Here is a 24,569-nt window from a genome sequence, read left to right as displayed (position 1 = left end):
CCGACGCGAGGCCATCACGGCTCGCCCCCGCGAACCGCGGCCTCACAGGAGCCGAACGTCTCTCCCAGCACCGTGAGCATCGCGCGCAGCGCCGCGCTCGGGTGCCGCGCGGCCGGGTAGACGGCGAAGGCCTGGTGCGGGGCTGGCGCGAACGGTTCGAGGACCTCCACCAGGGCGCGCGTGTTCGCCTGCGCGCGGGGCAGGCGCGCCAGCCCCGCCCCCGCGGCCGCCAGCGCGCACAGCACCTGGAAGCTGTTCACCGCGATGGCCGGCCGGATGCTCACGGGCCGCGTCCCGCTGAACGCCCAGGTCATCGGTGAGGTGGAGCTGCCCATGCTCAAGCACCGGTGCGCCGACAGCTCGCGAGGATGCTTGGGTCTGCCCGCCTTCTTGAGATAGGCGGCGCTCCCGAAGATGCCCACGTGCGAGGGCGCGCCGAGCTTGCGGGCGATGAGCTGCGAGTCCCGGAGCGGGCCGACGCGGATGCACAGGTCATGGCCCTCCTCGACCATGTTCACCTCCCTGTCGGTGAGCTCCAGCTCCAGCTTCACCTGCGGATACCGCTGTGCGAAGGCCGCGAGCACCCCGCCCATCAACCGCTGGCCGAGCTCGACCGGCGCGCTCATCCGGAGCCGTCCGCTCGGGTGCGCTTGCAGCTCGTTCACCAACGCCTCGGCGTCACGCAGCGCGGCCATGGCCGGCGCGACCTCACGTTGGTAGCTGGCGCCGATGTCGGTGAGCATGACGGTGCGCGTGGTGCGCAGGAGCAGCTGGACGCCGAGCTGCTCCTCGAGCACCGCCACACGCTGGCTCACCGTCGACTTGGGCAGGGCCAGCGCCCGCGCGGCGCCCCGGAAGCTGCCGCGCTCGACGACTTCCAGGAACGCGATGATGCCATTCGGGTCGACTGTCCGCATATCCGGACAGTGTATCCCAGACAGGTTCGATTGTCCGAAGGCCCTCGCCAGCGCATGTTCCGCGCATGGCACTGTTCACTCCCTACGGATTGGGTCGCATCACGCTGTCGAACCGCGTCGTCATGGCGCCCATGTCGCGCAGTCGCGCCATTGGCGGGACGCCCAACGCGCTGATGCGCGACTACTACCGGCAGCGGGCGGAGGCGGGGTTGATCATCACCGAAGGGACGAGCCCCTCGCCCAACGGCCTCGGCTTCGCCCGTGAGGCGGGCATCTACAGCCGTGAGCAGGTGGCCGGCTGGCGTGAGGTGACGGACGCCGTGCACGACGCGGGCGGCCACATCTTCGTCCAGGTGATGCACTGCGGCCGTGTCGGCCACGTGCTCAACCTGCCGCCGGGGGCGCGACTGCTGGCGCCGGGCGTGGTGCCGGCCAAGGGAGACATCTTCACCGACGCCCAGGGGCCCAGGCCCATCTCGACGCCCGAGGCGATGACCTCGCGGGAGGTGGCCCAGGTCCGACGCGAGTTCGTCCAGGCCGCGAGGAACGCCATCGACGCCGGCTTCGACGGCATCGAGCTGCATGGGGCCAATGGCTTCCTGTTCGAGCAGTTCTTCAACCCGCACCTGAACCCGCGCACGGATGCCCATGGCGGCAGCCTGGAGAACCGCGCGCGGCTCCTGGTGGAGGTGGCGCACGACTGCGCCGAGGCGATTGGCGCGGACCGGGTGGGCGTGCGGCTGTCGCCCTACAACACCCACGTGGACATGCCCCTCTACGACGACATCCACGCGCTCTACACCTACGTCGCGGGCCGGCTGCGCGGTCTGGTCTATGTGCACGTGGTGGGCAACTCGCACGAGGCGTTGCCGGCGACGGTGAAGGAACTCCGCGCCGCCTTCGGGGGGACGCTCATCGCCAACCGGGGCTTCACGGCGCAGAGCGCCCAGGCCGCCCTCGCCGCCGGGCAGGCGGACCTGGTGGCCTTCGGTTCGCCATTCATCGCGAACCCTGACTTCGTCACGCGCGCACGCGAGGGGCTCCCCCTGGCGGAGATTCGCAAGGAGCTGCTCCATGCGAGTGGCGCGGAGGGGTACACGGACTACCCGCGCGGCACGCCCTCCGCGAGGTGAAGCGCGAAGCGCACCCGAGGCGGGGGCAAGCTGCCAGGTCCGCACCGGAGCCGGTGTTCGCACGGGCCTGGGTTCCCACGAATCCGACGGTGGAGGAATATGTCCGGCGCGCGCTTTGAGTTCCTGCTCGTGCTCCCCGAGGACCTGGGTGGCGCCACGTTCGAGGAGGTCGCCGGCTTCCTCATGGACTTCGTCGCCCACTCGCGCCGGGATGGCGTGCGAGTGGAGCCGGGCCGCGCGCTCCCTCCCTCGGAGCGGGTGCCGAAGGCCTGGCCGACCCGCGCGCTCCTCGTGGACGAGGCCGTGGGGGAGGACGAGGAGTTCGGCGGACTCCACCTGGGCCCCCAGCACCTCGCGCTGTGCTGGCTCGTGCCACTGCATGAGGCGGAGTACGCGTTCATCCAGAAGGAAGGGTTCGACGCCTTCAGCGAGCTCCTGGAGGCCAGCGACATGAGCCCCGCGGACGTCCATCGCCCTTCGCTCGTCTGAGCTCAAGCGGGCTGTCCAGGCACGCGCCAGCCGTCCGCGCGCCAGGGGGCGCGCAGTCGCGGGGGCGCGCACGCGGGCCCCACGCACCACGGGCCGAGGGCCGCACTTCATCCGGGATGGCGCAGTGAGGGTGGCCGGCGGGCGCCGCTTGTTGCCCCTGTTCCTGTCGCTGGCGGTAGCGGACCTCTTCTGCCTGGAGCCATTGCTCGACCTTGATGCCCGCCAGGGGAGGAGCCCATCCCGTCGGCGCGGTCTTGGCGGGTCGGGGTCGTCCTGGCGGGACCCGGCGGGGGACAGCGCGCCAAGCGCCCGAACGAAGCCGACGCAGCGACCCTGCGTGGGGGCGGTGAATGTGCGGTGCGTGCTCCCGCCGCACGTTTGCCTCGAGCCCATCCGGAGTCGGGCGTCGCCGCCAGACCCGTCTCCGTGGACGCCCTGGCGACCCGCCAGCCTCGCGACGAAGCGGCACCGTGAGCGCTCATGCGCATCCCCGTCCCCACCCGCCGCCTGCCCTGTCCCCTGGCAGAGGCCACGGGGCTCGCATCCGACGAAGTGCTGGCGCGACGCGGGCAGTATGGGCGCAATGACGTGGTGGTGAGGCCCCGCCGCTCCACCCTGGCGAGCCTTCGCGAGGCGGCGGGCGACCCGATGCTCTGGTTCCTCGTGGGGATGAGCACGCTCTACCTCGTGCTGGGCAAGGTGTCGGAGGGGCTGGTGCTGCTGGGAGCCATTGCTCCACTGCTCGGCATGGATGCCTTCCTTCACCATCGCACGCGCGTCTCCACCGAGGGCCTGCAGAGTCGGTTGGCGGCGCGGGCCGTCGTGCTCCGGGATGGGCGCGAGGCGGAGGTCCCCGCGGCGGAGGTGGTGGTGGGGGACCTGGCCCGCGTGGACGCCGGTGCCTACTTCCCCGCCGATGGCCTGGTCGTGCGGGGCGAGGCACTCCAGGCCGAGGAGTCCTCGCTGACGGGCGAGTCCCTGCCGGTGGGCAAGCGGCCCCTGGGACAGCTGCCGCCCGGAGAGGCGCCACCCGTGGAGGGGCGATACTGGGGCCTCGCCGGGACGCGCCTGCTGACGGGGACGGCCTGGGTGCGCGTCGTCTACACGGGCGCCGACACGCTCTATGGGAGCATCGTGCGCTCCGCAGAGCGGGGCGCGCGAGCCCGTACACCGCTCCAGCAGGCCGTGGCGCAGCTGGTCTCCGTCCTGGTGATGGTGGCCGCCGGGCTGTGTGGCGTCCTCGCCTTCGTCCGCTGGCGCCAGGGCTTCGGATGGGCGGATGCGCTCTTGAGCGCCGCCACGCTCGGCGTGGCCGCGCTCCCCGAGGAGTTCCCCCTGGCGCTCACCTTCTTCCTGGGCGCGGGCGTCTACCGGCTCGCGCGCAGGCAGGCCCTGGTGCGGCGCGCCGTCTCCGTGGAGAACATCGGCCGGGTCACGTGCATCTGCTCCGACAAGACGGGCACGCTGACGGAGGGACGGCTGGGCGTGGCCAGGGTGCTCCCCTCGTCGGACGTCACCCGGGAGGAGCTGCTGCGCGTCGCGGCGCTGGCGTCGCGCGAGGAAGGGCAGGACCCGCTCGACACCGCGCTGCTCGAAGAGGCCGCGCGGGCCTCGGTCCCCGTGCGCGGAGGGCGGGTCCGGGCCACGTTCCCCTTCACGGAGGAGCGCCAGCGGGAGACCGCGGTGGTGGAGGAGGGCGCTGGGCTGCTCGCCGCCGTGAAGGGAGCCCCTGAGCAGGTGATGGCCCGCGCTGCGCTCGCGCCCGACGACCGGGCGGCGTGGGCCCAGCGCGTCTCGGCGCTCGCGCGCGAGGGGCGCAAGGTCATCGCGTGCGCGAGTCAGCCGCTGGACCCCGCCTCGTGGCGTGGGGGCGAGCCCGACCAGGGCTTCCACTTCCTGGGGGTCATCGCCTGCGAGGACCCGATTCGCGTCGGGGTCAGGGAGGCGGTGCGCGAGTGCAGGGAGGCGGGGCTGCGCACCGTGATGGTGACAGGGGACCATCCGGAGACGGCGTTGACGGTGGCGCGGGAGCTGGGGCTCGGCGGCGCACGGCCCGTGGTCATGACGGGCGAGGCACTGGAGGCGCGCCTTCAGGACGCGGGCGCGCCCCCGGCGGTGGACGTGGTGGCCCGGGCGCTGCCGGCCCAGAAGCACGCGCTGGTGCGGGCGCTGCAAGAGCACGGCGAGGTGGTGGCGGCGACGGGGGACGGGGTGAACGACATCCCCGCGCTCCAGGCCGCCGACGTGGGCATCTGCATGGGGGAGCGCGGGACGCGCGGCGCGCGCGAGGCCTCGTCCATCGTGTTGCTCGACGACGACTTCGGCACGCTGGTGCGCGCCATCGCGGAGGGCCGACAGCTCTTCGACAACCTCCAGCGCTGCTTCCAGTACCTGCTGCTCGTCCACATCCCGCTCGTGTTCACGGCCGCGCTGCTCCCGCTGGCGGGCTATCCGCTGCTGTACCTGCCCATCCACATCGTGTGGTTGGAGCTCATCATCCACCCCACGGCGATGCTGGCCTTCCAGGAGGCGGCGCGGCCGGGCCGGCTGGGGCCCTCCCGGGGACGGAGCGCCACGCGCGTCTTCTCCTCGCGGGACTGGGTCACCCTCGTGGTGGCGGGCGGGTTGCTGACCGCGGGACTGGTCTGGGGCTACGACCGGAGCCTCGGCCCCACGCGCGACGTGGAGCACGGTCGCGCGGTGGCGCTGGCCTCGCTCACGCTCGCGAGCGCCTGCTTCGCGGCCGTGCTCACGGGGCTGCGCACCCGCACGGCCCGGTGGATCTGCGCTTTGTCCCTGGGCGTGTCCGTCCTGCTCATCCAGGTGCGGCCCTTCGCGGCGGTGCTGGGGCTGCACCCCTTGCATGTCGATGACTGGGCGCGCGTCGCGCTGGGGGTGCTGGTGGCGCTGGTGCCGCTGCTCATCGGACGTGGGCTGGGTCCTGTCTCCGGAAGAAGGGCCCCTTGGCCCGCTCCGCTGCGACGACATACAGCAGGGTGATGGTGGTCACCGCCACGAGCAGCAGGAGGGGAGGGCGCACGAAGCCGAGGACGCTCGCGTGGGGGATGAAGGGCACCAGGAAGGTGAGCGCGATGACGGCCCCCGTGGAGACGAGCAGCAGCCTCCCAGGGCGGCTGCGGTAGAAGGGACGGCGCGTGCGCACCACCAGCGCGACCGCCAGCTCCGTCAGCAGCGACTCGATGAACCAGCCGGTGCGGAACAGCTCGGGGCCGGCGTGGAACAGCTGCCGCAGCACCCCGAAGGTGAGGACGTCGAAGAGCGAGCTCAGCAGCCCGAAGGTCACCATGAACCGCCCGATGAGGCGATTGTCCCAGCGCCGCGGCCGGTCCACCAGCTCGGGGTCCACGCTGTCGCCCGCCAGCCCCACCGCGGGGATGTCGGAGAGGAAGTTGTTCAGGAGGATCTGCCCCGGCAGCAGCGGCAGGAAGGGAAGGAATAGCGAGGCGGCCGCCATGCTGATCATGTTCCCCAGGTTCGCGCTCGTCGTGGTGAGCACGTACTTCATCGTGTTGGCGAACGTCCTGCGCCCCTCCTCGATGCCGTGTCGGACGACGTCCAGGTGTCGCCGGAGGAGGACGAAGTCCGCGGCCTCCCGGGCCACGTCCGCGGCCTGGTCCACGGAGAGGCTGGCATCGGCCGCGTGCATCGCCGGGGCGTCGTTCACCCCGTCTCCCAGGAAGCCCACCACATGGCCCTGCTTCTTCAGCGCCAGGATGATGCGCTCCTTCTGGGGCGGGTCCACCTCGACGAAGAGCTCCACGTGCTCGACCTGGTGCCACAGCGCCTCGTCCGTCAGGTGGTGGAGCCGGGCGCCCGTGAGCACCCGCTCGGCGCCGAGCCCCACCTGCCTCGCGACGTGCTCCGCGACCCTGCGGCTGTCTCCGGTGATGAGCTTGACGCGCACCCCCAACCCGGAGAGCTCCAGGAGGGCCTCCCGGGCGCCCGCCTTGGGCTGGTCGACGAAGGTCAAGAATCCCACGAAGGTCAGCTCGTGCTCGTCTTCCCGCGTGTAGCGCTCCCGGGCCTGGATGGCGCGCGTCGCCAGGGCCAGCACGCGCACTCCCTGTTCTCCCCAGGCGTCGACCTGGTCCTGGAGCCTCGCCCGGAGCGGCGCGTCGAGCGGGGCTCCTCCGGCCGTCCGGGTGCAGGCCTCCACGACCTGGGGGAAGGCCCCCTTGGTGATGAGCAGGACCTCGCCATCCTGGCGGACGATGACGGACAGGCGCTTGCGGACGAAGTCGTAGGGAATCTCCCCCAGCTTCCGGGCGCCCTCGGCCGGGAGCGGTCGCGCCCGGAGGATGGCCTCGTCGAGCGGATTGGCCAGGCCCGCCTGGAGTCCGGCGTTGAGGGTCGCCAGGGTGAGGACGTGCTCGGATGGCTGGCCCGAGGTGTCGTGGGCCCCCAGGAGGCTGACGACACCTTCGGTCAGGGTCCCCGTCTTGTCGGTGCACAGCACGTCCATGCTGCCCAGGTTCTCGATGGCGCCGAGCCTGCGGACCAGCACGCCTCGGTTGGCCATGGCCTGAGAGCCTGCGGAGAGGTTCACGCTGAGGATGGCCGGCAGCAGCTCTGGGCTCAGCCCCACCGCGAGGGCGAGGGCGAACAGGAGCGTCTCCAGGGGCGGCCGGTTCAGCAGCGTGTTGATGGCGACGACGGTGAGCACCATCACCATCATGGTGGTGAGCAGGACATGACCGAACTGCCTCAGGCCCCGGTCGAACTCCGTCTCGGGGGCCCGGAGCGCCAGGTGTCGGGTGATGCCTCCGAAAGACGTGTCCCGGCCGGTCGCGACGACGAGGCATCGGCCGGTGCCATTGCGCACATGAGTCCCCCGGAAGACGCAGTTGTCACGTCCGATGAGCGCCGCCTCGGGGAGCGCGCTCCCGGGGCGTTTCTCCACCGGGAAGCTCTCTCCGGTCAGCACCGCCTGGCTGACGAACAGGTCCGTCGCCTCGAGGAGGCGGGCGTCCGCGGGCACCACGCTGCCCGCCGACAGCAGCACGACATCCCCCGGGACGATGTCCGGCAGCGGCGCGGTGGTGGGTCGCCCGTCGCGCAGGACCTTCACCCCGGTCGTGACCTGCTCCCTCAGCCGCGCGATGGTGGCCTGGGCCTTGTACTCGCGTGAGTAGCCGAGCAGCACGCTGCCCGACAGGATGGCCAGGACGATGAGGGCATCGCTCCACGCGCCGGTGAACGCGGAGATGGCCGCCGCGATGACCAGGAGCAGGACCAGGGGGCTCTTGAGCTGGCCCCAGACGACGCCCAGGCGGGAGGGCGCATGCGTCTGCTCCACCGCGTTCGCGCGGTGAAGCTCCCGCCGACGCGCGGCCTCCTCACGGGAGAGTCCCTCGGGGGTCGTCCGCAGGGCCTCGAGCAGGGCCGGGAGGGACTGACTCCAATATCGCTCGACGGGGCTCGGACGGGAGGCCTCCCGTTGCCCGCGCAGCTCGCGCCTGGACAGCAGCAGCCCGGGGACCAGGGGGAGGTAGAAGCTGAACCCACGGAACAGCAGCGTCGCCGAGAGCGACGCCTCCATCGAGACGCCCATCAGGTGCAGCAGGCCGATGGACGCGGCCTCGAACGTCCCGAGGCCGCCGGGGACGACCCCGAGCGTGCGGGCCAGCGTGGACAGCATGAACGCCGTGAAGACCCCCGCCGCGGGAGCGTCCACCCCCACCGAGCGGAGCAGGGCCCACAGGGTCGCGGCGTCGAGCAGGTGGATGAGGAAGTTGTAGCCGGTGGCCTCGCCCAGCACCCGGGGGCTGTGCGTCAGTGACGGTGGTGCTTCGCTGAGCGCCTCGAGGAGGGTCCTGGCGCCGGGAATCCTCGCGATGCGCCGCGAGGACGGGACACCACCGCGCCCCCTTCGGGACAGTCGCAGGAGCAGGCCGATGAGCGCGCCGGTGAGGACGATGAGCACCCCCGTGGCGAGCCACACCAGCGCGCGCGCCTCGCCGACCCAGCCCTCCGTCCCGAGCGCGAGCAACAGTCCCAGGATGAGCGCGGCCTGGTTGGTCATCGTCTCGACCACCACACACGCCATCACGGCCCCTCGGCCGACCCCCCGCCGGGTCATCCCCTGGACGATGAGCACCGAGCCGCTGATGCCCGCGGAGGGGAGGGCCTGGTCGATGAAGAGCTTGGCGACGCTCATCGAATAGAGCGCGCCTCGCGGGACGCGGAAGGGCGTCCTCGCCAGCACGGCGCTCCACACCGCGGACTGGGACAGGTACGTCGCCGCCTGCAGCAGCGCGGCGAGCAGCAGCCAGGAGGGCGCCGCCCGACGCAGCATCAAGGCGAAGTCCCGCTCCTCCGTCCATCGCGTGGCGACCAGGACGACGGACGCCAGCAGCGCGAGTCCGAAGCCCCACCTGCGCCACTCCATCCGGGGCCGCGGCCCCGCCCCGCGCTCAGCCCGGGGGGGAGGCTCGCGGCGGTGTCTGTCCATGCTGCGATGAAGCATGCGCGGACACTCCCAGCCGCCCCACCGGGCGCCTCCGCGGAGGCGCCTCGGGCGCGGGCCGCGTCCCCCGCGGTGCGGGGCCGGCTCCTGGCGGGACGAGGCTCACGCCTTGCCCTTGGCCGGGCCACTGCCGATGGGGATGCGCCTGGACCTGCCCTCCGGGCGCTTGGGGATGTTCAGGGTGAGCACGCCCTCCTTCAGCTCCGCGTTGACGTTGTCCAGGTCCACGCCCTCCGGCACGGTGAAGGTCCGGGCGAAGCTGCCGTGGCTGCGCTCGTACGTGAAATAGCGCTCGCCCTCCTCGCGCTTCTCCTCTTCGCGCTTGCCGCTGATGGTGAGCCGCTGCCCGGTGACGGAAATCTCCACGTCCTCCTGCTGGATGCCCGGCAGGTCCGCCTTGAAGACGTAGGCGTCCTGCGTCTCCTTGACGTCGAAGTCGGGGGAGAGCGTCCAGTCCTCCCTGGCTCCCGGCACCAGCCCTCGCAGTGACTCCGTGGGGGCTGCCTGGAGCAACTCCCGCATCTGAGCGAAGGGGTCCCAGGATTGCTCGCTGCTCGCGAGCCTCTTCGCGCGTCGGACGGGAAGCATTGCCATGGTTCATGACCTCCTTGGGGCTGACCGGCGCGCGCCATGCGTGCCAGGCCTCTGGCTCCCTCTTGAAGGGTAAGGGGGGCCTCGGAGCGCGCAAGGTGTGCTGGGCCCCGGACGCGGGGGCCATCGCCGCCCTGCCCGTGTCGGGGCTTCCTCTCGGACCGCCACGACAGACCTGCCCCCGTGCCCGGCCTCGGCGAGCGTGCGGCCTGCCGCCGTGGACTCACGCGTGAGGTGGGTGTGGCTGGTCGGCCGACGCTTGCGTGGGGAGGGTGAAGCAGAAGGTGCTTCCCTGTCCGGGGCGGCTGTCCACCCAGAGCTTGCCGCCATGCGCGTCGACGAGCCCCTTCACGATGGCGAGCCCGAGTCCCGCGCCCTCCTTCCTCCCCGCCTGCGCCTGCCAGAAGGGCTCGAAGACATGCGAGAGGTGTTCCGGTGCAATCCCGGGCCCTGAGTCCCGGACGGAGAACCTCATCATGGCTCCCTCGGGGACGGCCTGGAGGTGGACGTGTCCGCCGGCGGGCGTGAACTTGATGGCGTTGCCGAGCAGGTTGGAGAGGATTTGGACCACCCGGGCATGGTCGGCGAGGAGCGCCGGGGCGTGCAGGGGGACGTCACTGGAGAGCTGGATGGATTTCTCCTCGGCGAGCGCGCGGTGCAGGTCGAGCGCCTCCTGGACGAGAGACGCGCCATCCACCCGCGCACGCTCGACGAGCAGGTGCCCGGACTCCATCCGGGCGACATCCAGCAGGTCCTGGATGAGCCGTTGGGCCCGCTCCACCGCCTTGCGGAGGGTCTCGAGCGTCTGGGTGGGAGGCCGCTGGCCAGGGGGCCTCCTGCCGAGGGACTCCGTGCACAGCGCGACGACGTTCAGGGGCGTGCGGAGGTCGTGGGCGACGACGCGCAGGACTTCGTCCCGCAAGCGGGTCGCCTGCTCGGACCGCTCGTGGAGGCGGGCGTTGTCGATGGCGAGCGCCGCGCGGTTGGCCAGGGCCTCCGCCAGCGCCAGGTCCTGCTCGCCGTAGCGGCGCCCGGACTCGGACGTCCACAGCATGACCGCGCCCAGGGTCTGCTCCCGGGCCCGCAGCGGCACGATGAGTCCCGAGACGGACCCGAGGCCGCGCAGCAGGTCCAGCGGGCAGCCATCCTCCCGCGGTGTCTCCGCTCCGGAGGACTCCGGCAGGACCACGGAGCGCCCCGTTCGGAGCACACCCGCGACGAGCTCCCCCTGGAGGGAGGGGAGGCACGGGTGGTGGGCGAGCAGCGCGTCCAGGCGCCTGGACTTCTCGGGGGAGACCGCCGCGGCTTGCACCGCCCGGACCTGCCCGTGCTCGTCCACCAGGCCGACGATGCACCCGTCGGCCAGCGCGGGGACCGCGAGCCCCGTGACGGCGGCCATCGTCGTCCGGGAGTCCAGCGAGCCCGCCAGTCGTGGCCCCGCTTCCGCCAGGAAATGTTGGGCCCGCTCCAGCTCCTGGCGCTCGGAGATGTCCTGCACCTGCGCGATGAAGTGGAGCGGCTGCCCCCGGGAGTCACGGACCAACGAGGCGGTGAGCAGGATGCTCACGGTGTGCCCCTGCTTGTGCAGGTAGCGCTTCTCCAGCTGACAGGTGTGGACCTCCCCCCGCAGCAGTCGCTGTCTGTTCTGGAGCGTCACCTCCAGGTCCCCGGGCCAGGTGATGTCCCGGAAGGTCTGGGCGAGGAGCTCCTCCGGCGTGTAGCCAACGATGTCGCACATGGCGGAGTTCACGCTCAGGAACCGGTCATCCAGCCCGACCAGGGCCATGCCGGTCGGCGCGTTCGCGAACGCCGTGCGGAAGCGCTCCTCGCTGGTCCGGAGCACCTCCTCCGCCTGCCTGCGGGTCGAGATGTCGCGCAGGATGACGGTGAGCACGAGCGTGCCCTCCTGCTCCACCTTGGAGATGCTGGCCTCCGCGGGGAACTCCTCGCCATTGCTGCGCCGGCCGATGATGGTGCTCCGCTCGCCCATCTGTCGGGAGAGCCGGGAGCCCGCCGCGAATCGCTGGACGTGGTGCTGGTGGGCCCCTCGGTAGCGCTCCGGGAGCAGGAGGTCCAGGGGCTGACCCACCGCGTCCCGTGCGGAGTACCCGAAGATGTGCTCCGCCCCCTCGTTGAAGAGGGTGATTCGCTGCCGCGTGTCGACGGAGATGATGGCGTCGACCGTGGTGGCGATGAGCCCGGACAGGCGCGCCTCCGCCAGCCGGAGCGACTTCTCCAGCGCGGCTCGGGAGCGCCTCGCCTGGCGCAGCCGCGGCAGGCGCAGGCGGGCCCAGAAGGAGGGCGCTCGTGGCGCTGTCCGTCGCATGCGACGCATCACCGCGCTCGCGCGGCCTCGAGCAACAGCCGTCGCTCCGCCGCCGCGATGACCTCGCGTGTGGCCCAGGCCGCCGCGGGGTCCACGGAGATGGACGTGATTCCCGCGCGCACCAGGTGCTCGGCGAACTCGGGGCGGTTGGAGGGGGCCTGACCGCAGAGGGAGCAGGTGATGCCGGCTTCACGGCTGGCCCGGATGATGCGGACGATGGCGTCCAGCACCGCCGCGTCCGCTTCATCGAACAGCTCCGCGCACGACTCGGAGTCCCGGTCGACCCCGAGCATCAGCTGCGTGAGGTCGTTGGAGCCGATGGACACGCCGCTGATGCCCAGCCGCGCGTACTCGGGGATTCGGTAGACGACCGAGGGCACCTCCGCCATCACCCAGCGCTCCAGCCCGCGGTGGCGGCCCAGGGGGCTTGCGTCCAGGGCCTCGAGGCAGGCGGCCAGCTCCCACGTGGTGCGCACGAAGGGAATCATCACGTGCAGGTTGGGGGTCTGCTCCCGCACGCGGGCGACCGCCTCCAACTCGAGCCTGAACACCTCCGGCTCGCGGATGTACCGGTAGCAGCCGCGAAAGCCCATCATGGGGTTGGACTCGGCGGGCTCGAACTCGGCGCCGCCCTCCAGGCCCCGGAACTCGTTCGTCCGGAAGTCCGTGGTGCGGTACACCACCGGCCGCCTCCCGAAGGCGCGGGTGAACTGGAGCAGCGCGTCGGACATCCGCTCGACGAACTCGCGGCCGCGCCCCTCGGCGATGAGCTTGCGTGGGTGGACCCCGCCCAGCGCCTCGGTGAGCATGAACTCGGCGCGCAGCAGCCCCACGCCGTCCACGGGGAGCGCCGCCGCGTCGCGGGCCTGCTGGGGGAGGGCCAGATTGACGTAGAGGCGCGTGGCGAGCACTTCGGGCGTGGCGGTTCCAGCGGAGGCCAGGCCGCTCGGCCTCCGCGGCTCGGACGAGACGACCCCGGGGGCTTGCTGCTCCACCCGGCCTTCCAGGACCGTGCCCGCGGAGCCATCCACCGTCACCTCCTCGCCGTCCTGGAGCCGCCGGGTCGCCGTGCGCGTGCCCACCACGCAGGGCTTGCGCAGCTCCCGGCTGACGATGGCGGCATGGCAGGTCATCCCGCCGCTGTCGGTCACCACCGCGGCCGCGCGCCGGAGCGTCGGCACCCAGTCCGGAGAGGTCATCGGCGCCACCAGGACCTCGCCTGTCTGGAGCCGCCGGCCCTCCTCGGGGCTTCGCAGCACGCGCACGCGCCCCGTCGCGACCCCTGGAGAGGCGCCCAGCCCGGACACCCGGGGGCTTTTGGGCCGCGCGTCCTTGCGCTCCTCCTTCGTCGCCCCGCCCAGCGTCGTCACCGGACGCGACTGGACGAGATAGAGCCTGCCACCGGCCTGTGCCCATTCGATGTCCTGCGGCGCGCCATAGTGGCGCTCCACGCGCAGGCCCAGGCGCGCCAGCTCCAACACCTCCACGTCCTGGAGCACGCGCTGGTGGGCCTGCTCGGGGGAGAGCGCTTCGCGCCGCTCCTGGCCCACGCCATCGCGCACCCGCTGGAAGGACTTCTCCCCGACGCGCACCTCCAGCAGACGCGGTCCCTGCTTGGCCACCACGTACGTGTCCGGCTCCACCTGGCCGCTCACCACCACCTCGCCCAGGCCGTAGGCGGCCTCGATGATGACGCGGTGGAGGTCCCCGGTGGCCGGGTCCGCGGTGAACATGACCCCCGCGCGAGTCGAGTCCACCATGCGCTGCACGACGACGGCGATGGCCGGCTCCTCGGTGAGGCCCTGGGCCTTCCGGTAGGCCACCACGCGCTGTCCATAGGCCGAGGCCCAGCACGCGCGCAGCTTGTCGAGCAGCGCCTCGTCACCCACGACGTTGGTGTACGTCTCGTGCATGCCCGCGAAGGACGTGGCGCCGGTGTCCTCGGAGGTCGCCGAGGAGCGGACGGCCACGGCCCCCTGCTCGCCCAACTGGTGATAGGCGCCGAGCAGGGCGGAGCGCAGGCGCTCGGGCACGGGGACCTGGCGCACCGTGGCTCGCAGCGCCTCGGTGACCTCCGCCAGGGACTGCGGGTCCTCCGGGTCGACGCGCTGCCAGAGCTCGCGGAGCCGGGGGCGCACGGGCGCCATGGCCTCCTGGAAGGCGGCGGCGGTGACCACGAACCCCGGCGGTACGGGGAGGCTGGCGTGGGTCATCTCCCCGAGATTGGCGCCCTTGCCTCCCGCCACGCTGACGTCCTCTCGCGACAGCGAGTCGAACCAGCGGATGAGGTCTGAGGTGGCACCGGGCGCGTCGGGCCGGACGGGCTGCTGGCTCTCATGGGAAGGGTCCATGCTTCCATCTCCTGTGTCAGCGCGCGTCCAGTCGTTCGATGAGGCGCGCGAGGTCCGTGAGGTGACGAGGGGCGGTGAAGCGGGCGCGGACCGTCTCACGGGCACGGCGCCCCAGTGCGGCGGCCCGCGCCGGGTCCTCCAGGAGCGAGCGCACCGCGCCCGCGAACTCCTCCGGGTCCCCGGCGTTCCGCACGAGCAGGCCGTTCTCCCCATGGACGACCTGGTCCTGGAGTCCGCCCACCGCGCTCGCCACCACGGCGCGCTGCTTCCACATGGCCTCGGTGAGGGTGAGCCCGAAGCCCTCCTGGAGGCTCTTCTGCGTCACCACGCTCGCGTGGCGTTGCAGCGCGTTGACGATGGCGGCGTTCTCCTCGCTGTCGGCCATGGGCAGGCACGCCAGATGGACATGCTGGCGGACGAAGCGCGATTGCTGTCGCCACAGCGCGTGGACGTCCTCGAGGGTCGCCGCCGCGTCGGGGTCATCGGCCACGGACGTGACGGCGGGCCCCGCGAGCACCAGCTCCGCGTGCACGTGGGGCGCCTTGCGCAGCATCCTCGCGAACCCGAGCAGCACGCCCGCCGGGTCCTTCAGCGGGTCCCACCGGGACACCTGGACCACGAGGGGAACTTCGGCGGCGGGCCCCGCGCCCAGCCGGATGACGTCCACGCCCCGCGACACGCGCCCCGTCACGCCGTCGGCGCGCGTGAAGACGGGCGCCGCCGTGTCCGGCGTCTCGCGCAGCAGACCGGTGGTCGCGAGGATGGCGCGCGCGACCTCGGGCGCCATGGGTTGGTTCTTCACCGCGAAGATGTCGATGGAGGGCTGGATGACGAGCGCCCGGTCCGCGCACTGGGGGGGCGCATATGCGGCCCGGCTGAAGACCGTGAGCCGGGCGGCGGCCAGGCCCGGCGCGAGGAACTCCCACGCCCGCTCCACCTCCGCGTTCGGCGTGTCCCGGCCGATATGGCAGCGCCAGGCCACGTGGGCGCCCGCGGAGGACAGGGCGGGGCCGAGCCCCACGGTCTGCGGGTCGTGCAGCAGGACCACGTCCCCGGGCTTCACCAGGACGAGGAGCTCCTCCGCGTTGTCGCGGAGGACCTCGTCGTAGCAGTCGTGCTCGGACGTCCCCAGCCCGGAGCCGTCACCGGGGGAGCCATGCAGTGCATGGTGCAGCCGCTTGGTGATGTGGAAGAACTCCGGGGTGCCGGTGAGCACGAGCCAGCGCGCGTCCACGCCCGTGCCGCGCGCGTAGGCGATGAGGCGTGGGAGCATCTCCGCCACGCCGCCGCCCCTCGCCGTGGAGCTGATGTTCCAGAACGTGCGACCGGCCATGCGGGCCCGCGTCTCCTGGGCGAGCGTCCGCAGCGCGTTCCATCCCTGCTCGTCCAGCTCGTGCTCGAAGCGGGTGAGGGGTTCCGCCGGGACGTGCACCTCGAAGGGCTTGAGCATGGGGGCTCCGGTTCAGGCGGAGGGGGCGTCACTCACGGGTGGATGACGACCTTGATGACACCGTCGCGGCGCTGGCCGAAGAGCTCGTACGCGTCCCGGATGTCCTTCAGCGCGAAGTGGTGGGTGAGCAGGGGCGTCAGGTCGACCCGTCCCGACTGGACGACGGCCATCAGCCGGCGCATGCGCTCCTTGCCACCCGGGCACAGGGTGGTGACGACGCGGTGGTCCCCCAGCCCCGCGGCGAACGCGTCGTAGGGCAGCTGCAGCTTGCCCGAATAGACCCCCAGGCTGGAGAGGGTGCCGCCCGGACGCAGCGAGCGCAGGGCCGTCTCGAACGTCCCCGGACAGACAGGCGTTGCCTTGCCCGCGCGGAGTGATGGCGCCGACGAGGACGCGCTCGCCCGGTTGGAAGCCATGCACTCCGACTTCCTCGAGACCGAAGTCCCCGACGCCTCGAAAGACGGTTGCTCGCATGATTCCCCCCGGCGGGATGTGCCTCGGGTCCACCTCACGACAAACCTCGGGCGCATGCCTTCGACGTGCAACGGCGACGCCCGCCTCGGGCCGGGGCCCGAGGCGAGCGTCAACCTGGCGGGGGGCCCTCAGGCCGCGATGCGTGAGCGCCTGCCCCGACGCGTCAGCCCTGGGGCCATTCAATGGGCACAGCGGCGTCGAAGGTGGTCATGAACCTGGTGGGCAACCTGGCAGCTCGTCAGCGACTCACCGGAAGGGGACCCACCGGCGATAGGCCGCCTCGTAGCAGGACATGGGGGAGATCATCCCGTTGACGCGGTTCTTGCCCTTCAGCATGGGCATGGTCCGCGACGAGGCCATGATCATCTTCCGCGTCCGCTCCGGCGTGAGCGAGGGGCACAGCAGCATCATCTTCGCCGCGATGTTGCTCGCCACCGGGCACCCGAAGGAGATGCCCATGTCGCGGTACGTCTCCTGGCCATAGGCTCGCGCCAGCCCCGGCACGGTGTAGAGCTCCTGGTAGTCGCCGGGGATGGCGATGTCCACCAACTCCGGGCTCCAGCCCCAGCCCTGCGTCATCCCGTCCAGGCTCCGCTCCACCGCGCCATCCGGGGTGCAGCCTCCGACGAGCAACAGGTTGGGGATGTCATCCCGCCTGCGCCGGCTGAAGACGCCCGCGGCGGCCTGGAAGCGGACGTTGCCCGCGTTGCCGACGAACAGCATGTCGGAGTGCTTCAGCATGGCCTCGCGAAAGGCGGAGACCTCCGCGTTGCTGGAGATGCCGGACTGGCTGATGTTGACGACCCGGGCGCCCCGGGAACGGGCGAAGTCGAAGGCCGCGATGTAGCGGGCCTCCATGTCGACCTGCTTCGTCGGCAGGTTCTGGACGTAGTCGCAGGTGACGCGACAGTCCACCAGCTTGATCATGTCCGTGCCCCAGGCGGCCTGTCCGGCGACGGCCGTCCCGTGCCACATGGAGTCGCTCGTGACGGGCGGGGCGCTGCCCACGGTTCCATCCGCCATGATTCGGCAGAAGTCCTCGCGGTGCCAGCTCCGCGGATGGCTGGAGGTCCCCGCCAGGTGCGAGCGCAGGTACTTCTCCGTGGCCTGGAAGTACGCGCCGCCCGGCCGGTCGGCGTAGATGCCCGTGTCCGTGACGGCGATGGTGACCGGGTGCATGCGCGAGCCGGCGAGCGCGAGCATCCTGGCGAATTCTGCGTCCTCCTCCATGTACGCCTCGCGGGAATCCGCCTCGTAGACTCGGTATGCACCCAAGGACATGTCACGGCTCCAGTTCAGATGGGACCCTTGAGTGAATCGTCCCTTCCCGGTGACGACAAGGACTGTCTCGGTGGGAAATACATGCATCCAGGAGGACGCGGCTTCGTCCTGACAGGACGCGGCTTCGTCGGGGAGAAACACGATTTCGTCCCGATGGGACGCAGGCTCGTCCTGACAGGACGCTGCCGTGCGACGGCAGCTGGGGCCCTGTCTCGCCACGCTCGTCGGCTACGGGCTCTTCGCCACCCGGGAGGAGAGGGGCTGAGCGGCGAACCTGTGAGACTTCCCGCGCGTGGGCCTGTTGAACAGGCGCGGCCCTTCGACAGGAGCGGCCGAAGAGGAGTGGGTCTCGGTGCGCATCCTGAAATGGCTGGTCGGCGGTGTGGGAGGCCTGGCCGTGGTGCTGGGCGGGGTCTTCGTCTGGGGCATGCAGCGGGTGTCGGCGGCGCGCGAGGCGCGGGTCCAGGTCCTGGGGCCGCTCGTCGCGCGGGCGACAGCCATGGAGACCCCGCGCCCCGAGGATGCGTGCCTCGTCGTCGAGGGCCATGACCTGAAGCGGGAGACGGTGCTCACCGCGGAGTGCAAGCGCGTCACGCTCGAGGCCACCCGGCCCGGCGTCATGCGGTTCCACGGACTGGTCATGCCAGTGACTGGGACGACGCGGTCCCGGGTAGGGGCTCGGTGCCGACGCTGTGCCTGTCCAAGGGACCGCGGGGCTGGGAGGTCGCGGGGTCTTCGCACCATCGCGTGAGATGACGTTGTTGCGTCCCTGGGCGGAGTAGAGGCCGGCCCGGGCGACATTGCCTCCCGCGGACCGGGCGCGAAGCTGCTCGCGCCCCATCCCAGCCGGGACGGCCAGCACCGGGCTCACCTCCTCTTTGGGAGCTCCGGGAGCGGCCTCGGGTCTCCCGCCCAGTCCTGGAGGACCATCGCGAGGAACACTGTCGGGAGGCGAAGCGTCGATGAAGTGGGGCGCATGGTGCCGACATCATGGTCGGCACCCTGGCTCATCCGCGTGGATTGCTTGACGGATGAGGGGAGCGCCGCGTTGACAAAGTACGATTTGAATCGTACGTTGGTTTCAGCCTCCAGGGGATGATTCGAGGTGGGGCTCCACACCGCGAGGGCTGTCCGGCGCATCCGGGTGGCTTCGCGAGTGGGGGGGCGACTGCCGTTGTGTGCCCCGAGGCTGTTTCAATCACAGTCGTTCTCCATTGGAGATGTCCATGAAGAGCCTCACGCTCGAGTGCGCGGCGCTTGTCGCGACGCTGTTCCTTGCTTCGAGTCCCGTCTGGGCCGCCGCGCCTCGCCCTGCGCGCCGCGACCCTGAACGCGGCGGAGCTGCTGCGCCTGCAGGACCAGCTCGGCTCGGTGGAGCCGAACAAGCTCGCGGAACCTGGCGGCGGTGGAGGGCGACCCGCTGAAGGACCTCCACGCACTGAAGCAGGTGCGCTTCTTGATGAAGGACGGACAGGGGGGCCTGGACGTCAGAGCCCCACGCAGACGCGTGGATGCCGCGACCCGGTGAAGCCCCGCCGATATCTGATTTCAAACAGACATGGGATGGATGTGATGCGTCACTCATGGAGTTCGCGAATTACGGATTTGGCCGGAATATAATCCCTGGCATGAGAGAGCCTTCCAGCACACGCGCGGCGGCTTGGAGTCTGGCCATCCTGGGGTTGTTCATGGGCGCCTGCGGGAACGCGCCCCAGGGGCATCAGGAGGAAGCGCCGCCGGAAGCCTCCTCCACCGTGGCGCCCCTGGCCCCGGTGGTCCCGCTCTTCGACGCCAGCACTCCGCTGGAGCCCGCGCTGGTGGTGGATACACCCACGGCGCTCATCACCCGGCTCGCGGACCGGTCGAGAGATCGCCACGCGCGGGAGTCACAGTTCCAGAGCTACGAGCACTACCTGCCGCTGTACTTCGAGTACCGCACGTACAGCATCGAGGTCATCGACAGGGTGGCCAAGGGCGGCAACGACATCACCGTCAACATCACCTCGCTCTGGCCCCTGGACACGCCGGACTTCCGCGCGTTCTACCAAGGCCAGGCGGTGCTCTCTCAATACTGGTTCAACGTGGACATGGCGCAGGTGGACCCCCTGCGCTACACGGCCACCCTCAATTACAACGCGAAGGAGAACCGGCGGCTCCAGGTGGGCGACCGCATGGAGATTGAAATCAGCCCCTTCATGCTGCCTCCCGTGGTGGGGCGCGCCAACTACTACGGCACGGCGTTCCTCTACATCGTGGGCCAGGGCGGCATGGTGCCCTGGGAGGGAAGGGGGGCGAACCTGGACTCGTTCCCCCTCGCGGAGACGGCGTGGCTGGGTGGGCGCACGACGCTGGGCTACAACTACTCGAACGAGCCGGCGCACCTGTTCAAGCAGATGGCGACCAACCTGGCGCCGGTGAACGCCCAGCCGTTCGTCGAGGGCCGGCGCCTGCATCACACCGACTTCGCGGACGGCACCCACTCGGAGGCTGGCAACCCGAGCTTCACCGCGCAGCAGAACAAGCTCGGCCCGTCCTATATCGCTCGCAGCTGCGTGGCCTGCCACATCAACAATGGCCGCGCGCTCCCGCCCGACCCGGCGACGTCCCTGTACACCGTGCGGTTCTATGTGAACGCGGCGCCCTGGGCGGACGTCCACTACCGGCTCAACGGGGGCGCGCAGCAGAGCTTCCGGATGGCGCGTGACAGCTCCAACACGAACACCCAGGTGCTCGCGAACGTCCCAGCGGGCACGGTCGTGCAGTACCACTTCACCATCGGCAACACCTCGGGAGGGCTGAGCACCACGTCGCCGGTGAGCTTCACGGTGAACGGCGCTGGCTCCAGCGGGACCAGCCCTCATGGCCACGTCGTCGTCGCGCCGCCCCTGCGCCACACCGTCAGGGTGGGGGCCGTCGGCACCACGGTGACGGCGCATCCGGCGTTGGGATGGGTCCTCCAGCCGCAGAGCACCCAGGGGACGCCCGAGGGCAGCGTGAGCATCTCGGGCTGGACGGTGACGAACGGCACGTATGGCGACGGCACGGGCTATCAGCTGCGGCGTCCGGTCTATGCCTTCACGGGGCCCGTTCCCACGCACCACTCGGCCCGCATCACGCCGCCCCTCGTCGGTCTGGGATTGTTGGAGGCGATTGACGAAGGCACGCTGGCCAGCCTCGCCGACCCGAATGACGCCAACGGCGATGGCATCTCCGGCCGCGTGCAGACGGTGGTGGACCCGCAGACGGGGCAGACGCGCGCGGGGCGCTTCGGCTGGAAGGCGGGCAAGGCGAGGCTCCGACATCAGGTCGCGAACGCGCTCAATGTCGACATGGGCGTCACCACGTCTGTCTTCCCCATGCCGGATTGTGGCTCGCAGCAGACCTGCGCGGGCGCGAGCACCGAGCTGGCGGACGCGGACCTGGAGAAGATGGTGCGCTACCTCGCGCTGCTCGGAGTCCCCGCGCGCCGCAATCTCGGTGACGCCCAGGCGCTCCAGGGGGAGAGCCTCTTCGGGGGCATGGGCTGCGCGCGGTGCCACGTCTCGACGTTGACGACCAGCCCGTATCACCCCTACGCCGAGCTGCGGAGCCAGGTGATTCGGCCCTACACGGATCTGCTGTTGCATGACCTGGGCGCGGGGCTGGCGGACAACCTCCCGGAGGAGGGGGCGTCGGGCGCGGAGTGGCGCACGCCGCCCCTTTGGGGCATCGGCTTGACGGCGGGCGTCAGCGGCGGCGAGGCCTATCTGCACGATGGCCGCGCGCGCAACCTCTCCGAGGCCATCCTGTGGCACGGAGGTGAAGCCGAGTCCTCCAAGGAGGCCTTCCGCACCGCGAATGCCGCCCAACGCGCGGCGCTCCTCAGGTTCATCCAGTCGCTCTGATTCAGGGCGAGAGGAACGGCAGGAACTCTCCGGTCTTCTGCCACATCGACGCCGGGTAGGCCTGCGCCGAGCTGAAGCCCTTGTTCGTGAAGAGGTACTCGTAGGTGGACTGGTATGACGCCTTCCAGCCGTAGCCGGGGTGGTCCGTCTCGCTCCACTCCGACTTCGGGATGCCCATCGCCTGGAGCGCGGTGCCGAGCCACTGGTTGTAGAGCAGCCCCGCCCACAGGAAGCTGCCCTCGCTGCCCGTGCTCGAGTCGCCGCTCACCTTGCGCGTGATGTTCCGGTAGTCGCAGTAGCTGCCTGTCTTCAGGGCGCCCCCCGCGCTGCCGGCGGTGACGACCGGGACGGAGAAGGAGAAGTGCGGCGTGTTGCCGTTCTCCTGGCCCCACGCGATGAGCGCGTCATCCAGCAGCGTCCCTCCCGCGCCGTTCGAGAAGCGCTCGAAGCGGGAGACGAGGTCGAGGAACACCTGCGAGAAAAAGACCTGGTTGAACTGGACCACCAGGTCCTGGTTGGCCCCGGGCACCGTCGAGGGGTGCACGACGTTGTTGTGCCAGTCCTCGCCCTGCGGCGCGCGTGGGGTGAAGGTCAGGTTCTGGTTGTTCTCGTCGATGCTCAGGGTGGCGACGCGGCAGACGCCGCAGTTCATCGCCACCGCGAGCACCTCGTTGATGAGCCGGAAGTACTCGACGTTCATCGCGGGGTCGCCCGCGAAGGCGCTGGAGTTTCGCAGCGACAGGTTGTCGGTGGTGGGGCGGGCCGGCACCTGGCAACCGGCGCTGGTGGTCTCCAGGCGGCGCTGCAGCTCGGCGACGGCGTCGATGTGCTGGTCGAGTCGCCGCTTGTCCTCGGCCGAGAGCCGACCGTTGCCGTTGCGCAGCCGCCGGTAGCTCTCCAGGACCTTGTCCACCACGGAGGGCCGGGTGGTGCCGGGGCTGCTCGTCCCGGCCAGCAGGGTGTCGAAGAGGGCGAGTGAGCTCTCCGTGCCGCCGATGGCGCTCGTGGCCACGCCGGAGGAGCGGACCCCGGGCGTGCTGTATCCCCAGCTGCCCGTCGACGTGCCCGAGCCGGCGATGGCGACGCTCCGCTTCCGGACGGAGGCGACGCTTGGATAGAACGCCGGGGAGTAGGCCATCACCTGGTCGATGGTCGCTCGGGGGGAGCCGGGCCGCTGCTTGTCGAAGTCGTAGTAGCCCAGCGGGGCGCCGAAGTTGTGACCCATGTACAGGGGGTAATCGAGCCCCCGCAGGATGTTCATCTTCGAGACGAGCGTGGGCGTGAGCACGGACGACCTCGCGGTGAGCACCCGGCTGATGGCCGCGTCACCGCTCGCGTTGGCCGTCGCGACCAGGTCTCCGCGTCGGACGTCGTGGTCCGCGTAGAACAGGCTCTGTGTCAGCGCGGCGTCCGTCGGCCACATGCTCGCGCCGAAGATGGCGCCGTGAGGGGTGCGGAAGTGCACGAAGCACTTCGGGCGCTGAGCGGCCTGGGCCTTCGCCTCGCGGGGACTCAAGAGCGAGGGGAGCAGCGGCAACGCCAGCACGGCGCCGCCCGCGCCGCGCAGGAACATGCGGCGGTCCCATCGGATGACAGGTGTGTTGCTCACTGGAAGCTCCTCTGCTTGAAGGTGGGGTGTCGGGCGATGGTCTTCAGCAGGTCGGCCATCGGCGCGCCGCTGCGCGCGACGGACTCCAGCTCCGAGAGCAGGCAGCCATCGCGAGAGGTGGACTCCACGCGAGCGTGCGCGAAGCGGAAGTAGTGCTGCGCGACGCAGGACTCGAAGAGCTGGCTCTCATCGACCATCCGCGACAGCTCCGCGGCGTTGGAGATGACCCGCTGCTCGGAGTCGTAGAGCCACACGTCCGCGGAGGTGTCCACGGAGGGCGCGGCCGTCTCCTGGCCCTGCGGGTTGAACAGCCGCTCCACGCCGCGCTCGCGTCCGAGCGCATCGAACCCCTCCAGCACGAAGCCCGGGGGATTGATGGAGTTGTTGTGGCATCCCCCGCAGCTGCCTCCGGAGGTGAGCTGGGTCACCACCTGCCGCGTCGTCATGCGGTCCGTCGGCGCGGGAGGCCTGTCGCTGGCGTTGGGCGGCGGAGCGCCGACCTGCTGGCAGAGCAGCGCGTTGCGCACCAGGTAGCCCTTGTGGATGGGACGCGTCGACGCGGTGCCCGTGGCCAGCAGCGCCGCGCGGGTGAGCAGGCCGCTGCGATTCTGGGAGGGGATGACGGGCGCTGGACCCGAGCCGTCCCAGACGGGGACACCGTAGATGCCGGCGAGGAAGGGGTCCGCCGTGTAGGACCGCCGGTCGTTCAGGAAGTCGCTCACCGAGCCGCCCGACACGAGGGTGCTCCACGCGGAGAGCTGGACGTCCTCGAACATCGCGGTGCGCGTGGCGTCCGTGGGCATCTGCGCGCCGACGAAGGAGCGGTAGATGGGGTCGTTCCGGAGCGCCACCAGGGACGGCAGCTCGTCCAGGCGCAGCCACTCGCTGACGAACTCGTCCAGCGAGCCGCGCAGTCGGGGGCTCTGGAGCATCCGGTCGAGCTGGGCCTCGAAGCCGCTCTCCGTCAGGAGCGAGCCATCCTCCGCCGAGGCCCAGAGCGCGTCGTCCGGAGGCGCCTGCCAGAACTGGTAGGACAGCTTCGCGGCCAGCTCGAACGCGGAGAGGGGACTCGCGGGCTGGCCGGCGGTGGTGCCGTGCTCGATCCGGTAGAGGAACCCGGGCGAGTTCAGCAGGGTGGTGATGACGTCCGCCACCGCGGCCCTGTCCACGGGCGTGGTGCCCGCGATGTCCGCGAAGACGGTGACCTCCGCGGTGGACAAGGGATGGCGCAGGACGCGGGCGCCCCAGCCTCGGAGGAAGGCCTCCAGGCAGGCCCGGTCGTTGGAGGTCTGGCTGTCGCTCGCGCAGTGGCCCAGCAGCGCGTCGCGGCGCGCGTCGGTGCTGGTGAGCTCCTGGGCCACGGCCTTGCCCAGGTCGTACATGACGTCGACCTGGGTCTGCTGGATGGACTGGTCCAGCCGGCTGAAGCCGCCCTTCACGTCGCCGGGCGCGGGGGTGCGCTGGTCCGTGGGGTAGCGGGCGAGGATGGGGGTGAGCTTCGTCCAGATGGCATCGGCTTCTTCCGGCAGCGCGCGGTCGACGGCGGAGCGCAGCGAGTTCATCAGCTGCTTCCGGGA

General features: G+C 71.1%; 15 protein-coding genes. 5 read left to right on the top strand and 10 right to left on the bottom strand.

Features of this window, described 5'->3' with window-relative positions; genetic code table 11:
• Positions 1-14 precede the first annotated feature (14 nt).
• Complete coding sequence (locus FL311_RS10460) at positions 15-917, bottom strand: LysR family transcriptional regulator (protein WP_141324788.1); 903 nt, start codon at positions 915-917, stop codon at positions 15-17.
• Between the two features lie 65 nt (positions 918-982).
• Here FL311_RS10460 and FL311_RS10455 point away from each other — a divergent pair, with 65 nt between their 5' ends.
• From FL311_RS10455 to FL311_RS10445, 3 genes are all read left to right on the top strand, one after another.
• A complete protein-coding gene (locus FL311_RS10455) occupies positions 983-2,050 on the top strand; it encodes an alkene reductase (RefSeq protein WP_141324786.1) in 1,068 nt (355 codons plus the stop codon).
• Between the two features lie 99 nt (positions 2,051-2,149).
• Positions 2,150-2,539, top strand: coding sequence for a suppressor of fused domain protein (locus FL311_RS10450; protein WP_141324784.1), 390 nt, complete (start codon positions 2,150-2,152; stop codon positions 2,537-2,539).
• 480 nt (positions 2,540-3,019) lie between these two features.
• Positions 3,020-5,539 carry a cation-transporting P-type ATPase gene (locus FL311_RS10445; RefSeq protein WP_141324783.1) on the top strand — a complete coding sequence of 840 codons (2,520 nt, stop codon included), beginning with the start codon at positions 3,020-3,022 and terminating at the stop codon, positions 5,537-5,539.
• Here the strand turns inward: FL311_RS10445 and mgtA are convergent.
• The 7 genes from mgtA to FL311_RS10410 all read right to left on the bottom strand — a co-directional run bounded on the left by mgtA (position 5,460) and on the right by FL311_RS10410 (position 17,499).
• Entirely contained in the window at positions 5,460-8,948 is a 3,489-nt protein-coding gene (mgtA, locus tag FL311_RS10440; protein WP_228556799.1) for a magnesium-translocating P-type ATPase, read from the bottom strand. The genes FL311_RS10445 and mgtA overlap by 80 nt on opposite strands.
• A 180-nt stretch (positions 8,949-9,128) precedes the next feature.
• On the bottom strand, positions 9,129-9,620 hold the full coding sequence (locus tag FL311_RS10435) for an Hsp20/alpha crystallin family protein (protein ID WP_141324781.1): 492 nt from the start codon (positions 9,618-9,620) through the stop codon (positions 9,129-9,131).
• Positions 9,621-9,840: 220 nt separating this feature from the next.
• A complete protein-coding gene (locus FL311_RS10430; RefSeq protein ID WP_228556798.1) occupies positions 9,841-11,943 on the bottom strand; it encodes a PAS domain S-box protein in 2,103 nt (700 codons plus the stop codon).
• A gap of 8 nt (positions 11,944-11,951) precedes the next feature.
• Positions 11,952-14,294, bottom strand: a complete 2,343-nt coding sequence (gene ppsA / locus FL311_RS10425) for a phosphoenolpyruvate synthase (protein ID WP_141324779.1) — start codon at positions 14,292-14,294, stop codon at positions 11,952-11,954.
• 16 nt (positions 14,295-14,310) lie between these two features.
• The gene (locus FL311_RS10420; RefSeq protein WP_141324778.1) at positions 14,311-15,744 is read right to left on the bottom strand and encodes a glycosyltransferase; all 1,434 of its coding nucleotides are present in this window, start codon (positions 15,742-15,744) and stop codon (positions 14,311-14,313) included.
• Positions 15,745-15,776: 32 nt separating this feature from the next.
• Positions 15,777-16,160 carry a zinc-binding dehydrogenase gene (locus FL311_RS10415; protein ID WP_228556797.1) on the bottom strand — a complete coding sequence of 128 codons (384 nt, stop codon included), beginning with the start codon at positions 16,158-16,160 and terminating at the stop codon, positions 15,777-15,779.
• A gap of 304 nt (positions 16,161-16,464) precedes the next feature.
• Positions 16,465-17,499 (bottom strand): S8/S53 family peptidase, encoded by a 1,035-nt coding sequence (locus FL311_RS10410; RefSeq protein ID WP_194869145.1) that lies wholly within the window; start codon positions 17,497-17,499, stop codon positions 16,465-16,467.
• A 352-nt stretch (positions 17,500-17,851) separates the two neighbouring features.
• On the opposite strand from FL311_RS10410, the gene FL311_RS10405 reads away from it, so the two are divergent.
• Both FL311_RS10405 and FL311_RS10400 read left to right on the top strand, forming a co-directional pair.
• Positions 17,852-18,250, top strand: coding sequence for a hypothetical protein (locus FL311_RS10405; RefSeq protein WP_141324776.1), 399 nt, complete (start codon positions 17,852-17,854; stop codon positions 18,248-18,250).
• An 877-nt stretch (positions 18,251-19,127) separates the two neighbouring features.
• A complete protein-coding gene (locus FL311_RS10400; RefSeq protein WP_141324775.1) occupies positions 19,128-21,383 on the top strand; it encodes a di-heme oxidoredictase family protein in 2,256 nt (751 codons plus the stop codon).
• Position 21,384: 1 nt separating this feature from the next.
• On the opposite strand, the gene FL311_RS10395 is transcribed toward FL311_RS10400, so the two are convergent.
• Positions 21,385-22,992 carry a DUF1552 domain-containing protein gene (locus tag FL311_RS10395; RefSeq protein ID WP_141324774.1) on the bottom strand — a complete coding sequence of 536 codons (1,608 nt, stop codon included), beginning with the start codon at positions 22,990-22,992 and terminating at the stop codon, positions 21,385-21,387.
• Positions 22,989-24,569: DUF1592 domain-containing protein (locus FL311_RS10390; RefSeq protein ID WP_141324773.1), on the bottom strand; the 1,581-nt coding region annotated here is incomplete at its 5' end. The genes FL311_RS10390 and FL311_RS10395, both read right to left, overlap by 4 nt.

The organism is Myxococcus sp. AB025B, assembly GCF_006518215.1.
Classification (GTDB): Bacteria; Myxococcota; Myxococcia; order Myxococcales; family Myxococcaceae; genus Myxococcus; species Myxococcus fulvus.
Note: the sequence above shows the minus strand (reverse complement) of the source record. Positions and strands in the feature narration are given on the sequence as shown.

Bases quoted from the DNA above. Each gene is read 5' to 3' on its own strand.
- FL311_RS10460 (WP_141324788.1), bottom strand. From the start codon at position 917: ATGCGGACAGTCGACCCGAATGGCATCATCGCGTTCCTGGAAGTCGTC.
- FL311_RS10410 (WP_194869145.1), bottom strand. From the start codon at position 17,499: ATGTCCTTGGGTGCATACCGAGTCTACGAGGCGGATTCCCGCGAGGCG.
- FL311_RS10450 (WP_141324784.1), top strand. From the start codon at position 2,150: ATGTCCGGCGCGCGCTTTGAGTTCCTGCTCGTGCTCCCCGAGGACCTG.
- FL311_RS10430 (WP_228556798.1), bottom strand. From the start codon at position 11,943: ATGCGACGGACAGCGCCACGAGCGCCCTCCTTCTGGGCCCGCCTGCGC.
- FL311_RS10420 (WP_141324778.1), bottom strand. From the start codon at position 15,744: ATGCTCAAGCCCTTCGAGGTGCACGTCCCGGCGGAACCCCTCACCCGC.
- FL311_RS10455 (WP_141324786.1), top strand. From the start codon at position 983: ATGGCACTGTTCACTCCCTACGGATTGGGTCGCATCACGCTGTCGAAC.
- FL311_RS10400 (WP_141324775.1), top strand. From the start codon at position 19,128: ATGAGAGAGCCTTCCAGCACACGCGCGGCGGCTTGGAGTCTGGCCATC.
- FL311_RS10445 (WP_141324783.1), top strand. From the start codon at position 3,020: ATGCGCATCCCCGTCCCCACCCGCCGCCTGCCCTGTCCCCTGGCAGAG.
- FL311_RS10435 (WP_141324781.1), bottom strand. From the start codon at position 9,620: ATGGCAATGCTTCCCGTCCGACGCGCGAAGAGGCTCGCGAGCAGCGAG.
- ppsA (WP_141324779.1), bottom strand. From the start codon at position 14,294: ATGGACCCTTCCCATGAGAGCCAGCAGCCCGTCCGGCCCGACGCGCCC.
- mgtA (WP_228556799.1), bottom strand. From the start codon at position 8,948: ATGGAGTGGCGCAGGTGGGGCTTCGGACTCGCGCTGCTGGCGTCCGTC.
- FL311_RS10415 (WP_228556797.1), bottom strand. From the start codon at position 16,160: ATGGCTTCCAACCGGGCGAGCGCGTCCTCGTCGGCGCCATCACTCCGC.